Annotated in this window: 19 protein-coding genes; 8 read left to right on the top strand and 11 right to left on the bottom strand. The window is 42.1% G+C overall.

The features are described 5' to 3' along the window. From AAEY93_RS16180 to hemC, 5 genes are all read right to left on the bottom strand, one after another. The coding region (locus AAEY93_RS16180) for a retention module-containing protein (protein ID WP_351078324.1) at positions 1 to 1,259 on the bottom strand (1,259 nt) is incomplete at its 3' end. A gap of 375 nt (positions 1,260 to 1,634) precedes the next feature. Next, entirely contained in the window at positions 1,635 to 2,804 is a 1,170-nt protein-coding gene (locus AAEY93_RS16175) for a heme biosynthesis HemY N-terminal domain-containing protein (RefSeq protein WP_101032988.1), read from the bottom strand. Continuing rightward, positions 2,801 to 4,072, bottom strand: a complete 1,272-nt coding sequence (locus AAEY93_RS16170; protein ID WP_124014049.1) for a uroporphyrinogen-III C-methyltransferase — start codon at positions 4,070 to 4,072, stop codon at positions 2,801 to 2,803. Before AAEY93_RS16170 ends, AAEY93_RS16175 begins: the two co-directional genes overlap by 4 nt. Positions 4,073 to 4,157: 85 nt before the next feature. Continuing rightward, a complete protein-coding gene (locus AAEY93_RS16165) occupies positions 4,158 to 4,877 on the bottom strand; it encodes a uroporphyrinogen-III synthase (RefSeq protein WP_101032986.1) in 720 nt (239 codons plus the stop codon). A gap of 25 nt (positions 4,878 to 4,902) precedes the next feature. Beyond that, complete coding sequence (gene hemC, locus AAEY93_RS16160) at positions 4,903 to 5,832, bottom strand: hydroxymethylbilane synthase (RefSeq protein WP_101032985.1); 930 nt, start codon at positions 5,830 to 5,832, stop codon at positions 4,903 to 4,905. A 297-nt stretch (positions 5,833 to 6,129) separates the two neighbouring features. Here hemC and AAEY93_RS16155 point away from each other — a divergent pair, with 297 nt between their 5' ends. Continuing rightward, positions 6,130 to 8,589, top strand: coding sequence for a class I adenylate cyclase (locus AAEY93_RS16155; protein WP_351078319.1), 2,460 nt, complete (start codon positions 6,130 to 6,132; stop codon positions 8,587 to 8,589). Positions 8,590 to 8,660: 71 nt separating this feature from the next. Here AAEY93_RS16155 and cyaY read toward each other — a convergent pair whose 3' ends face one another. Then, on the bottom strand, positions 8,661 to 8,996 hold the full coding sequence (gene cyaY, locus AAEY93_RS16150) for an iron donor protein CyaY (protein ID WP_101032983.1): 336 nt from the start codon (positions 8,994 to 8,996) through the stop codon (positions 8,661 to 8,663). A gap of 79 nt (positions 8,997 to 9,075) precedes the next feature. Between cyaY and lptM the strand changes: the two genes are divergently transcribed. The 6 genes from lptM (at position 9,076) to AAEY93_RS16120 (ending at position 14,008) form a co-directional block, all read left to right on the top strand. Beyond that, a complete protein-coding gene (gene lptM / locus AAEY93_RS16145) occupies positions 9,076 to 9,258 on the top strand; it encodes an LPS translocon maturation chaperone LptM (protein WP_198554847.1) in 183 nt (60 codons plus the stop codon). A 20-nt stretch (positions 9,259 to 9,278) separates the two neighbouring features. Next, positions 9,279 to 10,523 (top strand): diaminopimelate decarboxylase, encoded by a 1,245-nt coding sequence (gene lysA, locus AAEY93_RS16140; RefSeq protein WP_335688240.1) that lies wholly within the window; start codon positions 9,279 to 9,281, stop codon positions 10,521 to 10,523. Between the two features lie 40 nt (positions 10,524 to 10,563). Further along, entirely contained in the window at positions 10,564 to 11,391 is an 828-nt protein-coding gene (dapF, locus tag AAEY93_RS16135) for a diaminopimelate epimerase (RefSeq protein ID WP_101032980.1), read from the top strand. Between the two features lie 107 nt (positions 11,392 to 11,498). Beyond that, positions 11,499 to 12,128, top strand: coding sequence for a DUF484 family protein (locus AAEY93_RS16130; protein WP_101034757.1), 630 nt, complete (start codon positions 11,499 to 11,501; stop codon positions 12,126 to 12,128). A gap of 240 nt (positions 12,129 to 12,368) precedes the next feature. Next, positions 12,369 to 13,268, top strand: a complete 900-nt coding sequence (xerC, locus tag AAEY93_RS16125; protein ID WP_351078313.1) for a tyrosine recombinase XerC — start codon at positions 12,369 to 12,371, stop codon at positions 13,266 to 13,268. Next, positions 13,268 to 14,008: an HAD-IA family hydrolase gene (locus tag AAEY93_RS16120; protein ID WP_335688243.1), complete on the top strand. Its 741-nt coding sequence runs from the start codon at positions 13,268 to 13,270 to the stop codon at positions 14,006 to 14,008. Before xerC ends, AAEY93_RS16120 begins: the two co-directional genes overlap by 1 nt. A 7-nt stretch (positions 14,009 to 14,015) precedes the next feature. On the opposite strand, the gene AAEY93_RS16115 is transcribed toward AAEY93_RS16120, so the two are convergent. Both AAEY93_RS16115 and AAEY93_RS16110 read right to left on the bottom strand, forming a co-directional pair. Beyond that, complete coding sequence (locus tag AAEY93_RS16115) at positions 14,016 to 14,516, bottom strand: AlbA family DNA-binding domain-containing protein (RefSeq protein WP_351078310.1); 501 nt, start codon at positions 14,514 to 14,516, stop codon at positions 14,016 to 14,018. 113 nt (positions 14,517 to 14,629) lie between these two features. Next, positions 14,630 to 15,142, bottom strand: a complete 513-nt coding sequence (locus AAEY93_RS16110; protein WP_335688245.1) for a hemerythrin domain-containing protein — start codon at positions 15,140 to 15,142, stop codon at positions 14,630 to 14,632. A 587-nt stretch (positions 15,143 to 15,729) separates the two neighbouring features. On the opposite strand from AAEY93_RS16110, the gene AAEY93_RS16105 reads away from it, so the two are divergent. Beyond that, positions 15,730 to 18,726, top strand: coding sequence for a UvrD-helicase domain-containing protein (locus AAEY93_RS16105; RefSeq protein WP_124014056.1), 2,997 nt, complete (start codon positions 15,730 to 15,732; stop codon positions 18,724 to 18,726). A gap of 138 nt (positions 18,727 to 18,864) precedes the next feature. Here the strand turns inward: AAEY93_RS16105 and fis are convergent, their stop codons facing one another. From fis to prmA, 3 genes are all read right to left on the bottom strand, one after another. Further along, the gene (fis, locus tag AAEY93_RS16100) at positions 18,865 to 19,170 is read right to left on the bottom strand and encodes a DNA-binding transcriptional regulator Fis (protein WP_011635942.1); all 306 of its coding nucleotides are present in this window, start codon (positions 19,168 to 19,170) and stop codon (positions 18,865 to 18,867) included. Between the two features lie 23 nt (positions 19,171 to 19,193). Next, positions 19,194 to 20,156 carry a tRNA dihydrouridine synthase DusB gene (gene dusB / locus AAEY93_RS16095; RefSeq protein ID WP_124014067.1) on the bottom strand — a complete coding sequence of 321 codons (963 nt, stop codon included), beginning with the start codon at positions 20,154 to 20,156 and terminating at the stop codon, positions 19,194 to 19,196. Positions 20,157 to 20,437: 281 nt separating this feature from the next. Continuing rightward, positions 20,438 to 21,319 carry a 50S ribosomal protein L11 methyltransferase gene (gene prmA / locus AAEY93_RS16090; protein ID WP_124014057.1) on the bottom strand — a complete coding sequence of 294 codons (882 nt, stop codon included), beginning with the start codon at positions 21,317 to 21,319 and terminating at the stop codon, positions 20,438 to 20,440. Positions 21,320 to 21,577 lie beyond the last annotated feature (258 nt).

Raw genomic sequence — 21,577 nt, 5'->3', positions numbered from 1 at the left:
ACTTCGGTACCGGCAGAATAAGTCTGGCCGTCAACTTCAAAGCTCACTACGCTTAAATCTGAATCAACATCGCTGTCGTTATCTAATACGTTTCCGGTGGCGGCAGTATCTTCTGCAACGCTATTGCTGTCATTAACAAGTACAGACGCATCATCAACAGGCGTAACTTCAATCGTTAGTGTCGCGGTAACACCAGTATTGGTGGTATAGGTGATGACAGGGACTTGGCCATTCCAATTTTCATTTGGCGTGAACGTGTACGAGCCATCAGCGTTAAGAACTAAAACACCGTCATCCAGAGTCACTTCGGTACCGGCAGAATAAGTCTGGCCGTCAACTTCAAAGCTCACTACGCTTAAATCTGAATCAACATCGCTGTCGTTATCTAATACGTTTCCGGTGGCGGCAGTATCTTCTGCAACGCTATTGCTGTCATTAACAAGTACAGACGCATCATCAACAGGCGTAACTTCAATCGTTAGTGTCGCGGTAATGCCAGTATTGGTGGTATAGGTAATAACCGGAACTTGACCATTCCAATCTTCATTAGGAGCAAAAGTAAAAGAACCATCAGGATTGATAACGAGCACGCCACCTTCAAGCTCGATTTCTGTACCTGCAGGATAGGTTTGACCATCTACTTCAAAACTGACTACGCTTAAATCTGAATCAACATCGCTGTCGTTATCGAGTACATTGCCAGAAGCAACTTGATCTTCGTTAACTGTAATGACGTCATTTAATAAAATCGATGGGGAATCATTTTCGATAAGAATTTCTTCTTGAGTCACTGCTGTTGGGGCAGCAGTTTGTCCTGTCGTGTCGTAGCCTGCATTTGCAATTGTCTCGTCACCATCTCGTGTTACAGCAACATAACCAGAATCACCTTGGTTGGCAGTTGGGGTGCCAGCGGCAGTTTCTGGTAAATCTTCAGTTGGGTCTTCGCCAGATGCAATCAATGCCTGTAAGGCTTCTATTTCATCTAAAGATTGTTGATCTGCTGCTTGTCCAACAATGGCATCATCATTGGTATCAGCTGGTGTTATGAGTGATTCATCATTAGGAGTATTAGCACTATTAAAAATAGTACCGTCATCAAAAGTTATAACAAAACCAAGCTCATCACTGCTAGCGACTATTGCGCCTGCCGGAGCTGTCTGACCAAGTTGTAGTTCCTTGGTTTCATTGTTAATAGTTATTGTCACCGAACCTTCTGAAGCAGAAAGTATTCCATTCTTTGATGTAGTCATCGATCCCATTTGAAGCTCCCAACAGCTTTGATAAACTTAAAATATAATAGGTTAATATGCAAGAATCTGCGTATTAACCTATCAGTATTAGCATTAAAATAAATTTAGAAACAATCTACTAATAATAATATCATTGGTTGCTAAGATAGTCAATTTTTTGACGTTTAATAGATTGTTAACTAAACTGTTGAATTTAATATATAAAAAAGATCATTATAATGATTATTCTAACAATTTTATACGTTTTAAGTCATGAAAAGTTCACTATTTTGGATTAACTCTTCTGTCTTTATATCGGCCCAACAAACAAAAAGTTAACAAATTTAACAAAAAAAGCCTGCAAATTGCAGGCTTTAAGTGTGTACCAAATAATAAAATCACTGTTTACATGATATTAGCCGCGTTGCGATAGCTATGGGCCGCAGTAGAGTTTTCACCCAACTGTTCTTGTGCTTGCGCCAACGCGAGCCATGATTGATGAGTGGGTGCTATGCGACATACGTTTTGCCAATGAATTTTGGCTTGTTTAGTGTCACGGCTTTGAATGGCAAGTTTTGCTAGGCACATTTGATAGTCAGCATCATTTTCATGAGAGGTTTCTAATCGGCCGAGTAATTTACGTATATCTTGATCTTGTGCACTAATTAAATCTGGTATTGCCGAAAATAAAGCCGCCGATGGCGAAGCGTTAACTTGTTTATGAATTAACTTTATCGCTTGTTCTTTGTGACCATACTGAATAAGGCCATGAGCATAAGCTAATATTAATTCATCTTGTTTACGTTCTGACTTATTTAACCAATGCCAACATTTATTCAACTCTGCTTCAGAGGTTTTTGCTGCATTCAACATTAAAATATTGTTCGTTTTAGTGTTTAATTGACTCCACTCCGTTTCAGCTAACAATTGGCGCTTTTTCAAAATAGGTAACAGCAACTTTAATGCCTGCCAATCCTGTTGCTGTAGATATAATTCTTGAGCCAGTTTCAACACTGGGGCACTGCTTTTACTTGTGGGGCTGAGTGTATCTAGTATTGCACGGGCTTTAACGAATTCACCCTGCTTGATTAAATAACGAGTACGCGAAGTATATACCGCCGTTTTTGCGATAGGGTGGACCTCTGCTTGAGTTAAATAATGATCCCGCGCGGTGATATCACCTTGATAGTGTGCTGCTCTGGCCGCTGCAAATAAGTTTAATACTGGAATTTCACCTTTTTCAGCACCTTTAGCCATGGCTCGTTCTGCCGCTGGCCAATCTTCTTCTGCCAGTGCTAAAGCGCCGATTAAAGTATGTTTTTTAGCCGCTTTTCTTCGCCATTCTTCTGGAAGATATCGGCTGCTTAGTACGATATTTAATAGAAGGACGATTAACCACTCGAGTAATTGCAGCGCAAAATAAAATACAATTAATCCAATCACTCCTACTACTAAACTGGTTTCGACTTGGTAGTCGCCAATCGCGATATACACGTAACCACTTTGCCCAACAATAAGTGGACTGAGACACAGTCCAATTAAAATGAGCACCACATAAACTAGCGTCTTAATCATTGTGCAGGCTCCTCAGTAGGCATAATCTCACCATAGATAACGAGTTGCTGCAGTAGTGGCGATGCTTGAAATTTATTGAGTGTAATTTTGTCAATCTTAACCTTGGCAAGTTTATCTAAAGACTTAATCGTTGCTTTGGTCTTTGGATCCCTTAAATCAAAGTACTGTTGTAACCACTTGTCTGCTAAAGAAATAGACTGTTGATAATTCACTTGATCAAAACGGTACAATGCTAATTGTGCTTGCAGTAATTTGTTGCGAATGTTTTCGACCAAATACCACTGTTGATCCGGTGACAATAGCGGTTCTAAATCAGTAGTACGTTTACGGATAGTGATGAAGCCATCAGTTAAATCATGCCAAGTACGGGCCAGGTTCTGTTGCCAGTCGTCAATTGAGTCCGTTACTGGAGGGGTATTTTTGGTTGCAGCAAAATTTTCATCAACACGATTTAACGTTAATTGTGTTAAGCCATCGATAAGGATATCTAGGTCAAAAATAGTATTGGTTACGTCTGTGGTTTTTAATGCTTTAACGTTGGTGATGTCATCAGCTAAGGCCTTACGCAGAGATGTTAATGCAGGATCTTTCATGGCGCTGATGCGCTCATCTGCTGACTGTAATAAACCAATTGCAGTTTGTGGATCATTTTCTAACCACAGCTTTCGGCCCGCCATGCGCACTAGGTATTCCGCTTCTGATGCCATCCAATGGTTAGGACTGCGCTGGGCAATAATGGCGACGCGTTCTTGCAATTGTTTAGTTGATTGCTGCAGATCGGCCAACTTCGCATAAGCTTTGGTATCGTTTGACTGTTGTTGATCTAGTGTACCAATGCGCTTATTGGTTGCCATTGTCGTTTGTTGTAATTCATCTTTTAACGATTTATTTTGTGTTACTTGCTCAGTGAGACTTTGTTCCAACTGAGCTTGGTCATTGCCTTGTTGATCAAGCTGCAAATAGAGCCAATAACAAGCTGCGATAGCAATAATTGCCACGATTAAACTGAACAAGACTCCAAGGCGGATCCACCAAGAGCTAGGTTTAGCTTTGCGTCGGCTCTTATTTACAGGAGAATTTACAGGAGAATTCACAGAGGATTTTGCAGAGGGATTGGACTGATTATTATTGGTTTTGTCAGCAGACTGCTGGCTGGTCGCATTGCCTTTTTTGGCCTGTGCCGGATTGTCCGTTGGACTTGGCGCAGGAGACATAACGTTCTCATCCTTGTGTGCTGGCGAGTTTGGATCTTTTTTATTGTTTTCCATGAACAGTCCTTGAAAGCAAAAATACAACCAATAAAAGCAATATTAATAAATGCGTGTCGATGCAACATAACAATACAATAACAAATTATAAAGCAAGACTCGTTAGTATAGCTTGAGTATTGGCTCCATTTGCATTGGTAATATGGCTCAATCCCATTGCTTTAGCTTGTAACTCGACGCGATTACTGGGGACTATGATATGACATGCACGTAACCATGCAAATAATTCTTTTGGTACAAGCTCGATTAAATTGGATAATGTTTCACCACTGGTAATCACAATGGTATCTATCCCAAACGATTTCCAGTGTTGAGTTATCTCTTTGCCGTCAAGTTTTGGTAGCGCGCGTTGGTAGACCTGCCAGTAGCTCACATTGGCGCCACGTAGTTGTAACTGTTCAGCGAGTGTTTCTCGTCCGCCTAAGCCTCGAACAATAATAAATGATTGTTTTTCGACATGCTGTAATTGGGGCAGTGACAATAAGCCTTCGCTATCTTGACTGTCTTCTGGCGAGCTAACGGCATGGATATTATATTGGGCTAGGCTATCTGCCGTTGCTTGACCGACAGCAAAATAACGGCAATATGAGGGGAAATTGTTGTGGAGTTTTTTTGCCGCAAAATCGACGGCATTGGTACTAATAAATAATAAATTATCAGTTTGGTCTAGTACGGCGTTAGTAATCGATTCGTTTGTATCAATGATCGCTAAAAGTGGAGTAACAAGATAAGCAACATCTCGACGTGAGAGTTGCTCCTCCATTGCTTGATTGCGCCCGAGTGGGCGCGTTAACAAGACTTTCATCGTCTGTTATCTTGATGACAAAATATTAACGGGCATACACAGCATCTAAAATAGTTTTAGCGCCGCGACTGATTAAATCTTCCGCAAGAGATTTACCAAGCGCTATACCATCCTGCTTAGCGCCCGATACTGTGCCATGGACTATTTGGCTACCATCAGGATTACCGACTAAACCTCGTAAGGTTAAGGTATCACCGTTAATTTCAGCAAAAGCACCAATAGGGACTTGGCATCCGCCTTCTAAACGGGAATTCATTGCTCTTTCAGCAAGCACTCTATAACGGGTTTCTAAATGTTCAAGTGGCGCTAATAATGCCTTAACGCGCTCATCATCGGTACGGCACTCAATACCCACCGCACCTTGGCCATTAGCTGGAAGTGACTCTTCGGCAGAGATAAAACCTGCAATACGGTCATTCAATTTTAAGCGTATTAATCCTGCAGCTGCCAAGATAATGGCTGCGTAATCACCGCTGTCGAGCTTGGCTAAACGGGTGCCAACATTACCGCGTAAATCTTTGATCACTAAATCAGGGCGAGCGGCTCTAATTTGGCACTGTCGGCGTAAACTTGATGTGCCTACCACCGCGCCCTGAGGCAATTCGCTGATAGATTTATAATTATTTGATACAAAAGCATCGCGTGGATCTTCACGTTCGCAAATAACTTGAAGCCCTAACCCTTCTGGAAAGTCTACCGGCAAGTCTTTCATTGAATGCACTGCAATATCGGCACGATTCTCAAGCATGGCAACTTCAAGCTCTTTAACAAACAGTCCTTTGCCACCGATTTTAGCCAACGGAGTATCTAAAATGACATCACCTTTGGTGCTCATCGGCAATAGTTCAACGGTTAATCCAGTGTGAATGCGTTCAAGTTCAGCTTTGACAAATTCAGCTTGCCACATTGCCAGTGGACTTTTACGTGTTGCGATACGAATTATATTTTCAGACATTGTAGTAGATCCATCAGATAGCCTCATTGAGGTAATGCTATCATTGCTCAAGCGATGATGTAACAAATCGATGGCAATTGTTTGAAGTCTGTAGAGCTTATTCTGGGCCTAGATCCTCGATTAACTTCTGGCGAAACCAAAAAAAAGTGCTACCATTATCACTGTTTTGGCGAAAACGTGAGGTTGGTTGGCTTTATTGGTGGTAATTGTAATAATAAATTAGTTTCTTATAATTATTTGTTATTAACGGTTTGTTTTTAAGCGTTTGTATTAGCCAAAGTATAAAGGATGTGAGTCTTGACCGATAAAACGGCATATTATCAAAAGGATCTAGCTGAGAAACTAAATAGCATCAGATTGACTAGAGTGCTTAATGTGTTGCCTGATTTACAGCAACATTTATTTCATCTCATCCCATTTTTAATTCAATATAATCAAATAGATGTTTCTGACATTATTGATCCTAAGACGCCGTGTGGAATACACAATTTTATATTGTCAGACGCGATGATTTCAGCATGTGATGCCTTGAGTTTACCTATTTCGGAGGCTATTGATTCAAGTGCTACGGCTTTTGAAGGCATATATGCCATGGGTAGCACTGCCAGTTTTGGACAAAACCCGCAAAGTGATATAGATATCTGGTTGGTTTACAACAGTAATCTTACCCAAGACCAGCTTAACTTAATCGAATATAAGAACAAACTCATTACTGACTGGTTTGCCGGTTTTGAGTTTGAAGTTAACTTTTATCTTGTGCATCCCATGCAATTTAGAGAATGCAGCGCATTTGATAATTGCCAGTCAGTAGGCATAGAACACAGTGGTAGTAGCCAACATTGGCTATTGTTAGAAGAGTTTTACCGCTCTCACATTCGACTCGCAGGCAAAGTTGTTGCTTGGTGGCCCGATGCGGATAGTCAAGATACTGAATCTGATCCTAACTTACTGTATCTTGGCGATGTCAATTCATTGCCAGCAGCAGAGTATTTTGGCGCCTCATTATGGCAGCTTTATAAGGGCTTAAATAACCCCCATAAAGCCTTGTTAAAAGTATTATTACTGGAAACATATGCTTCGGAATATCCCCATACCACGCTAATAAGCCAACAAATTTGGCAATATTGTCAACAACAAGATTTTAGTGTTGAAAATGATGCCTATTTACTGCTTTATCAACGTATTGAAGCCTACTTGATTGCTCAGGGAGATAGTAATCGTTTAGAAATTGTCAGACGTTGTTTTTACTTAAAGTCTGGCGTTACGTTATCGTGTGTATCACCTCATAGTGCGACAGACTGGCGGGTTGAAAAAATTAACAGTCTCGTTAAGCAATGGGGGTGGAGCCATGAGTTAGTTGCCACATTGGATAATAGCCCTTATTGGCATGCCGGCCAGTTAAAATGGTTCAATCAGCAGCTCAGTGAACTGCTATTAGTCAGTTACAAGAATCTATTAAAATTTGCCTCGAAACAAACGCTAAGTGAACGTATGCGGGTTGAAGAACTCGGCTTGTTGGCGCGTAAATTACACACTTATTTTAGTCATGATGACCATTTGTTGCAGCCTCTAAATCGTTTATGGAGTTTATCGACCGCGGAAAAGTCGTTAACGATCCGCCATTGCTTAAAGACATCACGATTTTATTTATATCGTCAACCTTATGACGAACTGGATCAATTTCAAGTCGATACTCGTTATCAACAAAACGCCTTTGATAATCATGCTATACACGATGCTGACAACATATGCAGCCTAGTTGCGTGGTCAGTGATGAATGGTCTGGCAACTTCAGAGACTCATTGGTTTCAAGTTGGGCGCAATAAAATGCGCGCCGACAAGCTAGGCTACCTTTCGCGTAAATTGATCCCTATCATGCATCATGTGCCCACGGTGTCTAAGCGCGATTTATGTGAGCCATGGTTTTATCAAAAAATTGTGTTTATTGCGAATATGGATGGTGATCCGACGACTCAATGGTTTGGACCTGAATCGATGCTGGATCATGCAAATGCCACTGTTTTATCCCTAGGTCAAACTAAACAGAATATGTTGTCATCAGTTGCAATCGTTTGCTTAGACAGTTGGGGTGAATGGCAATGTCATCGTTTTAACGGTCACACCGCATTACTTGAAGCGATTTCATTTATTATATTGGGATTAAAGCGTTCGAATGAACAAGTTGATTTATCGATTATTAGTTGCTCAGCCAAGTTAAAGCAACAGATTTTCAATCAGCTCAAAACACTGCTGTTACGTTGTTATGGTTTAATGAAGAAGGCGGATCAGACGAATACATTGATGCATTCAATAACGATTGGTGATCAACGATACCGTCTGTATTTTAATTCTTTAGGGATGATGTATCGTAAACGTGACTCGATGGCTCATAAAAAGAGTGATGAAACTTATGTGTTGCCGCGGCCTGATTTAGCGGATGATCCTCATTCGAGTGCGCCATCGGTGATCTACCAATATACAGTGATGGGTGCGAAACAGTACTTTTTACATAAACGTAATCAAATGCTGGATGTGTATATCGCGGATGAAATTAATCAGCTTGAGCATTTACAATATCAACATACTCACATCAATGATTTTGTTGCCCAAGAAAGTCACTTATACGTATTTGACGAGAAAAAACAACGACATCCTGTTTTTAATATGCCGCAGTTTTTCCAACTTGTACGCATAGAAGGTGAATTAACCGTTATGCCCTTTGGTTTGTCAAAAGATGAGATGGGCTCAGCATTTTAAGCATAAGCCCAATATCAATCACTATTTAATAACTCACTCAATCGCTATCACAAACTCAAACAATGGGACATTTATGGGTTTATCTTGAGCACAATACCGCTTTGCTTGTTAATTGCATCAATCACGAAAGGCATAAATTCCAACCCATTACGGGTATCTAACCATTTTTCGTCATTATAATTAAAGTGATAGCCACCAGATTTCGTGGCTAGCCAAATTTCATGAAGCGGTTCTTGTTTATTGATGACGATTTGCGAACCATCTTCAAAAGCCAACTGCAAAACATTGCCGCTTGCATTGATATCGACATCGGCATCTTGCTCGTCAATTGCTTTTTCTACCGCGTTTTCTATCTCGGCAAACATTTCATCGGCTAATCGATGAAATTCAGTATCTGTAATAGCCATGTATTTCTATCCTTTGCTTTCTGCGTTATGAATGCGATTATAAGTCCATTATTAACTAGATGCACAGATGTTGAGAAAAATGAGACTGCTTTTATTTATTATGCTTGCTAGCCTATTCGTAACCGCATGTGGTCAAAAAGGGGTTTTGTACAAAACACCTGAGCCAGTGGTCAATAAAGTCGCCCCAAAATCTGCCAGCACAGATGTGCTAAAGCAAACAGAGGAACTCGACTCTCAATCCTCAATTTCACAACAAGAATAGCATTTATAAGGGACCGTATTTTGGATTACTTTTCTTATCAAAATAATTCACTATTCGCAGAAGACTGCGATGTAGCTAAATTGGCCAAGATTCACGGCACGCCGCTGTACATATATTCTCGTGCCACGTTAGAGCGTCATTGGCATGCCTTTAATAATGCCGTTGCTGATCATCCTCATCTTATTTGCTATGCAGTGAAAGCCAATTCAAATCTTGCGGTATTAAATGTATTGGCCCGTTTAGGCAGTGGTTTTGATATTGTCTCTGGCGGTGAGCTCTCGCGTGTACTGCAAGCGGGCGGCGACCCTAACAAAGTGGTTTTTTCTGGTGTGGGCAAAACCGTTGCCGAAATGGAGCAAGCTCTCAACATCGGAATTTACTGTTTTAATGTTGAGTCGAGTGCCGAACTTGAACAGCTCAATGATGTTGCCGGGCGATTAGGGAAAGTGGCACCTGTTTCGTTGCGAATTAATCCTGATGTTGATGCCGGTACTCATCCTTACATTTCGACAGGTCTTAAAGAAAATAAATTTGGCATCGCAATGGATGAAGCCGAAGTGGTTTTTGCCCGTGCGGCTCAATTAGCTCATTTACATGTTAAAGGGGTTGATTGTCATATTGGTTCTCAGCTCACTGAAATAAAACCTTTCTTAGATGCGATGGATCGCATGCTTGCGTTGATAGACCGTTTAGGTGAGCTAGGTATTGAGATAAAACATTTTGATGTAGGTGGCGGCTTAGGCGTGACTTATAACGCTGAAACCCCGCCACATCCCGATGCTTATGCTGCAGCATTACTTGAACGATTAAATGGACGTAAGTTAACGTTAATTTTTGAACCGGGTCGTGCGATTGCGGCTAACGCAGGTATTTTCGTCACTCAAGTGCTTTATTTAAAAGAAAACAGCGATAAGCGTTTTGCGATTGTCGATGGGGCAATGAATGATCTTATTCGTCCATCACTTTACAGCGCATGGCAAAATATTATTCCGGTACAACAAAATGATGCGCCAACGTTTGCTTATGATATCGTAGGCCCAGTGTGTGAGACCGGTGACTTTTTGGGTAAAGACAGGCAGTTAGCGGTAAAAGCGGGTGACTTCTTAGCGGTTCGCTCTAGTGGCGCTTATGGTTTTGCGATGGCCTCAAATTATAATTCTCGCCCAAGAGTCGCTGAAATTATGGTTGATGGTGGTGATGATTTTGTTGTTCGTCAGCGCGAAACGCTACAACAACTTTGGCAAGGCGAACATTTATTGCCATAGGCAGTAAGCTAGCGGCATAACGTTTTATAAGGAAACTTTTGTGATCCATTTCACTAAGATGCACGGACTGGGTAATGACTTTATGGTTGTTGATGGCGTAACACAAAATGTGTTTTTTTCGCCTGAGCAAATTCGCCGTCTTGCAGATCGCAATTTTGGGATTGGTTTTGATCAACTACTGTTGGTCGAGCCGCCCTATGATCCTGATTTAGATTTCCATTATCGCATCTTTAATGCCGATGGCAGTGAAGTTGAACAGTGTGGCAACGGTGCTCGCTGTTTTGCTCGTTTTGTTCGAAATAAAGGCTTAACCCAAAAAAATAAAATTCGCGTGAGTACTAATTCAGGCAAAATCACTTTACGGATTGAGCGTGATGGTAACGTGACAGTCAATATGGGTGTACCTGTTATCGAGCCAAGCCAAATTCCGTTTAAAGCCAAAAAAAGCGAAAAAACATACTTACTACAAACCTCAATGCAAACTTACCTATGTGGCGCTATTTCAATTGGTAATCCACACTGTGTCATCGACGTCGAGGATGTGCAAACCGTGGCCGTTGATGAAATTGGTAGTATGTTAACCCGTCATGAGCGCTTTCCTAAAGGCGTGAATGTGGGCTTTATGCAAGTCATTACCCCTGGACATATTAAATTACGGGTATATGAGCGTGGTGTGGCAGAGACGTTAGCTTGTGGTACAGGAGCCTGTGCCGCTGCAGCGGTTGGGCAATTACAAGGTAAGCTTGATAAGCAGGTGAGAGTTGACTTACCTGGTGGTAGTTTAGTGATCAATTGGGACGGTGAGGGTAAACCTCTGTGGATGACTGGACCGGCTGAACACGTATATGACGGACAAATACAATTATGAGTGACATTACCACTGAAGCCAGTTTAACCAATGAGGCCACTGACGATACTGTTAGCAGCGCTCAAGCAAAAGATATTAATTCAATTGGCCAAGATCTTGGTGCCGATATGATGGTGAGTATGCAGCAAGCGCCGTTTGATGAAATGTTGATCCGCGAATACTTATTGGATAATCCTGACTTTTTTAATCGCTATCCTGAGCTGTTAGTCGCCATGCGTATACCGCATACTGAACGCGGCGCGGTATCATTAGTTGAACGCCGACAAGAGCTATTGCGTCAACGAGTGGGTCAGCTCGAAGAAGAAATTACTTCGCTAATGAATATTGCGACTCATAACGAGAGAATATTTAAATTTAATACTGAGTTATCGTTTAAAATGCTTGCGAGCCAAGACTTGGGTGAGCTGCGTCTAGTGCTGTCAGAGGGGTTAAAAACCGAGTTTGGCTTTAGTCATGTCAGGTTGATTACTGTGCACGATATCGACAGTGAATTAGCTAAGATTTGGCGTCATCGAGTCCAAAACGGTTATTACTTTGGCCGGTTAACCCAGTCAGAATCTAAACGTTTGTTTGGTAGCGAAGTCGGCTCTGTGGCATTAACTAAATTATCTGATGAAAATGGTCAGGTGATATTTGCCATCGCAAGTAAAAATCCAACCCATTTTCATCCCGACATGGATTCGTTGTTATTTAGCCAATTGCGTCGTTTGCTGGACCATATGTTGCCGCAACTGTAATCGTTAATGCCAAGTGTATTGTTTAGGATACACGGATTAGGTCAATCGTTTGTAACCACTTAGTCGCCATTCTAATTTGAGATGTTGGTATCAAAATGTAATCTAAATGCTCAGTACTAAGTCATTTATGCTTAGTTCAAGGCAAAAAAGCGTAGTTTAGTGTGTTAAACGAGCATTTTTCAACAATGAAATAGGCTTAAATGGCGACGGCCTGAGTCGTTACAATCTGGGAGTACCTTGATGAAGCCAACAGACTGGCAAACGATATTTAGCCAACATTTGACCTCAGAAAGACAGCTTTCAGCCTATACCGTGCGTAACTATATGTTTGAACTGCGTCGAGTTGAAGCCATCTTAACGGAACCAACCAACCTCATAGATGCCACTCGTGAACAACTGCAATCTGTACTGGCAAGGTTACATCGTAAAGGATTGAGTCCTCGATCCTTGTCTTTGTGTTTGTCTGCCTTAAAACAGTTTTTTGATTTTTTATTGCGCGAAGGTGCCGTAACGGTAAACCCAGCACAGACATTAAGTGCGCCAAAACAAAATAAACCCTTACCAAAAAATATGGATGTGGATGCCGTTAGTCATTTATTGTCCATAGCGGGCGATGATCCTTTGAGTTTGCGTGACAAAGCCATTATGGAATTATTTTATTCAAGTGGCTTACGTTTAGCCGAGCTAGCCAGCTTAGATCGCGCTGACATCAAGTTTGATCAACGTGAAGTTAAAGTCATGGGTAAGGGCAGTAAACAGCGTGTTGTGCCTATTGGTAAGCTAGCCTTACAGGCATTGACCGCTTGGCTGAATTGCCGTAATCAACTACCTTGCGCTGAAGTCGGAGAGGCGTTATTTGTCAGCAGTCAAGGCAAACGATTGTCTCATCGTAGTATTCAAGCGCGTATGGCTAAGTGGGGACAAGAGCAAGCCATGGCGGTCAAAGTTCATCCGCATAAGTTGCGCCATTCGTTTGCAACCCATATGCTTGAATCAAGCCAAGATTTACGTGCCGTACAAGAATTACTCGGTCATGCTAACTTATCGACGACACAAATTTATACCAGTTTAGACTTTCAACACCTTGCCAAAGTGTACGATAACGCGCATCCAAGAGCGAAAAAAGACAGGGGGAAATAATGATATCGCCATTGCCTAAAGCTTCAATAATCCAATATCAGCGTCTACAAACGTTTAGCGCGATTAGTTTTGACTTAGACGACACGCTGTACAATAACCTTCCTTATGTAATGCATGCCAGTGAGCAACTGTTTTGGTTCATTAATCAAACCTATCCCGCTACAACAGCATGGAATGTCGATCAATGGCAGCAACTCAAACATGCGCTGTTTACGCTACACCCAGAGTTAGCTCATGATACCAGTGCCGCCCGCTATGCCATGTTGCACCAAGGTCTTTTACACTTTAATTATAGCGAAGTTGAAGCCAGTAAAGGGGCACAAGATGGGATGACCTGTTTTCATCATCATCGTAGTAATTTTACCATTGATAATAATGTGATGCAGCTGCTAGAACGTCTCAGTCAACGCTACCGACTTATCGGTATCACCAATGGTAATGTCGACACCCAACGTATTGGGTTAGATAAGGTGATGCAATTTGTATTACACCCAGGTCATGGTGTTAAAATGAAACCTGCAGCCGACATGTTTACCCTCGCTTGCCGCCAGTTAGATATTAGGCCGTCGGCGTTATTGCATGTGGGCGATCATCCGCTGTCCGATATTGCTGGGGCGAAAATGGCGGGCTGCCAAAGTGTCTGGTTAAATCCATGTATGCAGCAACGGCATAAAAAAGCACAACCGGTATTACCGCATATTGAAATCAACCAATTGGATTTACTGCTCGAGTTACTTTAGCGCGGATTTAGCCTTTTAGGTCGATACCTGCTTTAAGGCTCATTTGTTCCACTTGCTCGCGGCTAGCATGCATATCAGCATCACCTACACGAAAGTAGGTGCCGCTATAAGGATCGGTGCCGACGTAGATAGGTCTTATTTTTACGTCGACGCAGGGTACATGGATGCGAATAAGCTTTTTAGACATGATTTCGATAATTTGCACATCAGTCGGCGCTAAAATATTGTGACTGATTTTTTTCGGATTTTGTAAAATTGTCCAAATTTCACTGAGCATCGGCATCGGATTAACAATCCCTTCAATCGTAAAATCACCATGCTGTTCTTTTACGCCTAAAATAATTTCACCGCCTAAGGTATTGGCAAAAGCGCTGTAACTTTCCCACATGCCTTCGGGCAAAGTACCCTTGCCGTCTCGTCCACCCGCTAACTTAAACTCTACTTGGGCAGACTCATGTAAATTGGCGATGTCGTCTAGGGCAAATGTTGGGTAATGATGAGGGGACATACTGACTCCATAATATTGCTGGCAATGTTACTGTATGAAGTTTCGCTAAAAAAAGGAAGCAAATCCGCTTGGGTTAAGTCGGCGTTGCTTCTCAAGAAGGGGATTTGAGCAAATTATAGCGCTAATGTTTTGGGGAACAATAGGGTGTTTTCAACATCAATATGAGTTTGTAAGTCGGCATCAAATTCAGCCAAGGTGCGATAACATGCTTGCCATGTGTGGCAAACGCCTGCAGGAATAGTGTAGTCATTGGTTAAGCGTCGAATAGTATGAAGCATGAGGTCGGCATTATCATGCTCGTGCAACATCATGTTAATCGGGTTGCCAATATGGCCAAAACAGCCATTGACAGGCTGACCTAAGCTGAGGGATTTAATCGCTGGAAACAGGATCTGTTCTTCTTTCATCAAGTGGGGCATTAATTCATCAATTAGCTCGCGTACACATTGCGCCAATGGTTTGATCTCATCATGATCATCACCATGAGCACGAAGCATTTTTTCGGTGTACTCAATCAATAATGGCGCTGTTTCACGGATATACCTATGGTGAGTCGCTTCAATATGATCGATTAAATCAACCAGCGATAATAGTGATAACTGTTCAGTTGTTTGCGGTGTTGACATGAGCCACTCCAAAGATGCACATAATTTACATGTATATTATATGCATCTTTGAATGGCTTCAATTTACTCGCAATGGTTTTGTTAGCTGGTTCACATATTCGGTGCCAATTTATACATTATTGAGTAGACGATTCAGCGCTATTTAATCTGGTTGCACTAGATTGATTTGGCTTGTTTTAGTTTAACGACAACGGAACAAGGCGATAATTATGGCTAATTGATATGTAAATAATTGTTTGGGTCCACTTCACATACCAACAAACCCTTGTTGGTATGTGGCTGCAGTTATGTCATCAACGGCAACCAGCATGTCAACAATGCAGATGTAGATGAGCATTTTTCGAGAATTTATCTGGCGTGCAATAGGCCGTCGATCGCCGCGTTACACTAAAGGCGATATCGCGCTATAGGTTATTGACAACATTTCGGGGGGCTCTTCGTTAAGCCTGTGAGTTGCTTAGCACATTCACTTAATCACCGACGAGGTGTATTATTGCTTTAAATCCGTAATGGCTAATTATTTGCTGTAAAGTTATCTTCAATATTAGTCGGTTAACCCCTGAAACCATTTAGTCGTAGGTTTTACATTGTCAGCAGAATATTCAGTTAAGCATATCCCTCACAGTTGGTTTGGACATTTGTATCAGCGCAGTGCCAATGCGCTTGAGTTAACGACAGAGGGCATCACCTTTATTTCAACTCAAGGGCAGTTTTTAGCACGATTTAGACAGACTCATCAATTGCTCAATGCTGGCCACCTATCGTGGCAGCAGTTAGATCACCCGCCAGTTTTTAGTGCCAGTTTACTCGGTAGCTTGCTAAGTGTGAATGCCGCCGGTACTTGTTATCAAATTCCATTTCTGAGCTATTTCGCTAAGTCTCAATTTAAACAACAAGTCGAATTACTCTGGGCCTTATCCCATGAAAACCAGTTATGTGATTTGATCTCTCGAATTGAAAAAGCAATATCGAGCCGCTATTTACGCCGGTCATTGGTTGACAAAATACGCCCGAGAATTGAGCGAGAATACCGCCGCTGGTTTCCCTGGAGTGACCGCGTCGAATTGCCCACAAAAACACGCGCGGCGTTAACTCAATTGCGCGATTTTTACCACTGGAATAATGCGGATGTGGAGCATATTCGTGAGCATTATATTCAATCTCAATTACTCGCGTTTGCTGACTTTTTCGATCATGTAGAATCAAACCCATTAACCGATAAACAGCGCCGTGCATGTATTATTGACGACGATAACAATCTGCTGTTAGCGGGTGCGGGAACCGGTAAAACCAGTGTAATGGTTGGCCGCGCGGGGTATTTAGTTGCCAGTGGCCAAGCTCAAGCGGATGATATTTTATTATTGGCTTATGGTAAAAAAGCCGCCAAAGAAATGGACCAGCGAATTAAACACCAGCTTGGCACCGATGATATTAAGGCGAGTACGTTTCATAGTTTAGGATTGAAAATCATTGCCGAGGTTGAAGGTGTTAACCCCAGCTTGTCACCTTGGGTAAACGATGAGCAGGCTAAAGATAAATGGGTGCACAATAGCTTACAAACCTTGATTGAAGATGAGCCTTATCGTAAACAAGTTTTTGACTATTTTAGTCATTTTTATTACGTGGAGAAAAACCCGTTCGAATTTACCACCGAAGGTGATTACTTTGAATATCTAAATGATAACGACATCCGCTCATTAAAAGGCGAAAGAGTGAAAAGCTTTGCTGAGCTGTATATCGCCAATTGGTTATTTATTAATGGCATTGAATATCAGTATGAAGCCAAATATGAATATGACGTCAGTACAGTTGATTTTCGTCAGTATCAAGCTGATTTTTATCTTCCACAACATCACGTTTACATTGAGTATTACGCTATCGATGGCGCCAATAATACTGCGCCTTATATCGATAACGCTGCGTATTTTGCATCAATGGAGTGGCAACGTCAGTTACATAAAAAACATCAAACTAACTGCATTGAATTATTTTATTATCAGCACAAAAAAAATCAGTTAATCAACAGGCTCGAGCAGGCCTTAACGGTATTTAAAGTTAACTATTCGCCATTGCCTGACGACGCCATATTGGCAACCCTTCATAAGCTAGGACGAGTGACTGAGTTGGCTAAACTGTTCAGTCAGTTAATCGGCTTATACAAAGCGGCTTGTGTTGATGAAAAAGGCTTAGAGCAGGTATTTGCCAATGCTGGCGATCCTCAACAAACCCGTAAAGCGTTTGAATTGTTGCAGCCCATTTTACAGCAATATCAGCAGCATTTATCTGCGAGCGGTGATATCGACTTTGAAGATATGATCGCTAAAGCGCTCGGTTATCTGCAAAGCGGCCAATATGTTAGCCCGTGGCGATATATTATGGTCGATGAGTTTCAGGATATTTCAGAACCTAGAGCGCGTTTAGTGCGTGCCCTGCGAGATTCGAGAGCGAATACGAGCAACACTGATACCTCACTATTTTGTGTTGGAGATGATTGGCAGGCCATCTATCGCTTCAGTGGTGCGGATGTCAGCTTAACGACTCAATTTTCGCGGTATTTTGGCAATACTACCGAAACATATTTAGACCTTACATTTAGATTTAATAACCGTATCGGCGAAGTAGCCAGTGCCTTTGTGAGCAAAAACCCTAATCAAATCAACAAAAATATTCATTCGTTAGTACAGGTTGTCGATCCTGCGATATCAATACTTCGCCGCGGCGCCAATGAGGGCGCAACCAAAGATGAACCGAGTAGCAATGCATTAGAGCAAGCCTTGAATGCGCTGTCTGTCCGCGTAGCTAAAGCCACTGATAAGCCCACAACTAAACCGACAGTATACTTACTGGCACGCTTTTGGTTTCAGCTGCCAGATAAAGATCTGCTGCGTCAGTTAACGGTTAACTACCCCATGTTAGTGATTGAGTGTTTATCGTTTCATGCATCCAAAGGTAAAGAGGCTGACTATGTGGTGATCATGGGGCTGACACAAGGCATACATGGGTTTCCGTCAAAAAAAATGACCCCACCAATACTCGACGCTTTCTTGCCTCAAGCTGAAGATTTTGAATTTGCCGAAGAACGGCGATTATTTTATGTCGCACTGACTCGAGCAAAGCATCGGGTTTACGTGTTAGCCGATATGACCAATGCCAGCCCATTTTTGGTCGAACTTATTCAGCAGCACTATGCCATTGAACAGAATGAATTCAGTAGGTCTTTGGTGCAAACACTGTTTGAGCAGATCAAATGTGCTCAATGTACTACGGGCACGCTAATACCGGGAACCGGCAAGTTTAAGTCATTTTTCTCCTGCTCACATTCTCCATTATGCGATCACAAACAAGCAGGCTGTGATCTCTGTGGCAGCCCAATGACTCGCAAACGCGCTAAAGGTTTCACTATTTGCTTAAACGATAATTGTGGTCACATGGCACCATTGTGCAACATATGTGGCGCTGATATGACCTTAAGAGAAAGTGCCCGTGGGGCTTTTTGGGGCTGTAAAAATTATCGAGGTAATAGTGGGCTCAGCTGTAGCCATACCATTGCTACAGAGAAAATCACTCGGCTACAGGCACATTAGTCATTAAAAAGGGATGTTTCTCATCGTCTTTAACGCTTGGTGATAAGTGGTGTGTCATTATGGGGGTAACGGATAAAACAAAACGGGCTTTCCATTGCTGGAAAGCCCGTTTCACTACAAAAACTTAGACGCTAAGTCTTAGTTCATGCCATATTTCTTTAATTTCTTACGTAAAGTACCACGGTTGATACCTAACATATTAGCAGCGCGCGTTTGGTTGCCACGAGTGTGTTGCATGATGATGTCTAGTAAAGGCGCTTCAACTTCGCACAATACCATTTCATATACTTCAGAAGCTTCCTGACCGTCTAACTGTGAGAAGAAGTTAGTTACGGCACGTTTAACTGCGTCACGTAATAACTGCGGCTTGATAGTGCCGTTTGCTGTTTCGATTTTGCCTACGGTAAGCTGGTGAACTTCTGTGTTAGTTGTCTGATCAAACATTCTATTCTGCTCTTTATTAAATTCTAAACTAATTCATCAAAATAACATTCTACGAAGGAATGTTGCTGGGCAGCGGTTTCAAGCCTATTGAAGTCAGCACGAAATTGACGCTGTTCCTCATGGTTTAGGTACCACCCGACATGCTTTCTAGCAAATCGGACACCTTTGTATTCGCCATATAAGTCACAAAGTTTCTTAAGGTGTTCAAGCATTACTGTGCGTTGCTCTTCTGCCTTAATTGGCGCTAACTTTTTACCTGTTTCCAGGTAATGTAGGATTTCTTTAAAAATCCATGGCCTTCCTTGTGCACCTCTTCCTATCATCAGGGCATCGGCGCCAGTGTAGTCAAGTACAAACTTGGCCTTCTCCGGTGTGTCGATGTCCCCGTTGGCGATAACAGGAATTGAGACAGTCTGTTTAATTGCTTTGATAGTGTCGTACTCGGCAAAGCCTTTGTACATGCATTGTCTTGTTCGGCCGTGAACGGCGAGCGAGGCAATACCACAATCTTCAGCAATTTGGGCTATTTCAACACCATTACGATGTTCAGGCTCCCAACCTGTGCGGATCTTTAACGTTACTGGTACATCCACTGCTGCGACCACGGCTTGTAAAATCTCTTTTACTAAGCTGGGGCTTTGCATTAGCGCCGAACCCGCAAATTTTTTATTCACTTTCTTTGCTGGGCAGCCCATATTGATATCAATGATGTGCGCACCTTGTTCAACGTTGAACTTAGCGGCATTGGCCATTAAATCAGGATCTGCACCTGCTATTTGTACCGAGCGTATCCCTTCTTCGCCAGAATGCATCATGCGCTGACGGCTTTTATCGCTGTCCCAAACATCGGGATTCGACGAAAGCATTTCTGATACGGCCAAAGCTGCGCCATAGCGTAAACAGAGATTTCGGAAGGCTTGATCGGTGACACCTGCCATTGGTGCGGCAATCAGCTGATTAGACAGTTGATACGGGCCAATTTGCATTATGTACTTCACCTTGCTCTCCAAAGGGGCGCTATAGTAGCCCTTTTTCACGGCTGTGAAAAGGTCAATAAATGACCTAAATGCAACTTTTTTGCTTGACTTTCATTAGCCGTCACATCTTTGACTAATAAATGAGGTTTTTCGACTATTTTTGAGCACTGGTGCGAGTTGCAGAGAGACTTTTTCTGTATCTAAGTGTCAATAATTGATGTTAATGACCTGTAAACGAGGACTGACGCACTCAATTATGGTTAATTGAGTGCGATTTTTCTGCGTGTTGGCTACTTACGTACCCCAGTTAAGCGGCTCCAGTCTTCCTTGTTGCTAACGGGATCCATGATGAACCATTGGCTGTAGAAGTCGGATACATCTTGGGCTTGTTCTTGTAATAAACCCGAGAGTGCTAGTTTGCCACCCACTCTCACTTTTTCGGCTATCAATGGCGCGAGTTCTTTTAATGGGCCGGCAAGTATATTAGCGACTAAGACATCGGCCTGTAGGTTAGCGGGTTGATCTTCTGGTAAATACAGTGCCAGTTTATCGACTACGTCGTTACGTTCAGCATTGGCTTTTGAGGCGTCAATGGCTTGATAATCAATATCAACACCAGTGACTTTCTTGGCACCGAGTTTAATGGCTGCAATGGCTAAAATGCCTGAGCCGCAACCAAAGTCGATGACTTCTTGGTTTGATAAATCAAGGCTATCTAACCATTCTAAACATAAGGCCGTTGTGGGGTGAGTGCCAGTACCAAACGCTAAACCGGGGTCGAGAATGACGTTAACGGCCGTCGGATCTGGAATTTTACGCCAGCTAGGACATATCCATAAGCGTTCACCAAATTGGATAGGGTGGAAGCTGTCCATCCATTCGCGTATCCAGTCTTTGTCTTCTACTTGTTCAATTTTATGCTGAAAACCTTTTCCTAGAAATGGCATAGATTCTAAAAATTCGATTGTCGGCGATAAATCTGTACCTGCATCAAATAATGCAATCATTACAGTATCTTGCCACAGCGGAGTTTCTCCTAGCTTGGGTTCAAAAATAGGTTCGTCTTGGCCATCTTCGTAAGTGATACAAATAGAACCTTGATCCATTAATAAGTCGCCAAGCATGTCGGCGTTATCGCGATGAGTGTGAATGCGTAATTGGATCCAAGCCATGGGATTTTCCTAACTGTGGTAAAAGTAATATCAAATTGGCGCTCATTATACGCAAGTTATTTTAAGATGCTCGTGTCCATGAGCGTTTATTGGTTTTTAGCTCGGCGCAAAGGGGCACTTTACGGTTAAGTTTATGGAGCAAAAAATGGCAATTGATGCAAAAGCATCTAGCCCGTAAATTTTTAAGCTAAAGAGTGGTCGCTTTTACTTGGATCACATTTCAGAATTATTCTTTCGATTATTTCAACTGCTGAATGC

Origin of the sequence: Shewanella sp. CAL98-MNA-CIBAN-0140, from assembly GCF_040309905.1 — a bacterium.
GTDB classification, from domain to species: Bacteria; Pseudomonadota; Gammaproteobacteria; order Enterobacterales; family Shewanellaceae; genus Shewanella; species Shewanella psychromarinicola.
Note: the sequence above shows the minus strand (reverse complement) of the source record. Positions and strands in the feature narration are given on the sequence as shown.

What these genes read in the sequence shown, in the direction of transcription:
- AAEY93_RS16175 (WP_101032988.1), bottom strand. Translation starts at nt 2,804, where the DNA reads ATGATTAAGACGCTAGTTTATGTGGTGCTCATTTTAATTGGACTGTGT.
- AAEY93_RS16170 (WP_124014049.1), bottom strand. Translation starts at nt 4,072, where the DNA reads ATGGAAAACAATAAAAAAGATCCAAACTCGCCAGCACACAAGGATGAG.
- AAEY93_RS16165 (WP_101032986.1), bottom strand. Translation starts at nt 4,877, where the DNA reads ATGAAAGTCTTGTTAACGCGCCCACTCGGGCGCAATCAAGCAATGGAG.
- hemC (WP_101032985.1), bottom strand. Translation starts at nt 5,832, where the DNA reads ATGTCTGAAAATATAATTCGTATCGCAACACGTAAAAGTCCACTGGCA.
- cyaY (WP_101032983.1), bottom strand. Translation starts at nt 8,996, where the DNA reads ATGGCTATTACAGATACTGAATTTCATCGATTAGCCGATGAAATGTTT.
- lptM (WP_198554847.1), top strand. Translation starts at nt 9,076, where the DNA reads ATGAGACTGCTTTTATTTATTATGCTTGCTAGCCTATTCGTAACCGCA.
- AAEY93_RS16130 (WP_101034757.1), top strand. Translation starts at nt 11,499, where the DNA reads ATGATGGTGAGTATGCAGCAAGCGCCGTTTGATGAAATGTTGATCCGC.
- xerC (WP_351078313.1), top strand. Translation starts at nt 12,369, where the DNA reads ATGAAGCCAACAGACTGGCAAACGATATTTAGCCAACATTTGACCTCA.
- AAEY93_RS16120 (WP_335688243.1), top strand. Translation starts at nt 13,268, where the DNA reads ATGATATCGCCATTGCCTAAAGCTTCAATAATCCAATATCAGCGTCTA.
- AAEY93_RS16115 (WP_351078310.1), bottom strand. Translation starts at nt 14,516, where the DNA reads ATGTCCCCTCATCATTACCCAACATTTGCCCTAGACGACATCGCCAAT.
- AAEY93_RS16110 (WP_335688245.1), bottom strand. Translation starts at nt 15,142, where the DNA reads ATGTCAACACCGCAAACAACTGAACAGTTATCACTATTATCGCTGGTT.
- fis (WP_011635942.1), bottom strand. Translation starts at nt 19,170, where the DNA reads ATGTTTGATCAGACAACTAACACAGAAGTTCACCAGCTTACCGTAGGC.
- dusB (WP_124014067.1), bottom strand. Translation starts at nt 20,156, where the DNA reads ATGCAAATTGGCCCGTATCAACTGTCTAATCAGCTGATTGCCGCACCA.
- prmA (WP_124014057.1), bottom strand. Translation starts at nt 21,319, where the DNA reads ATGGCTTGGATCCAATTACGCATTCACACTCATCGCGATAACGCCGAC.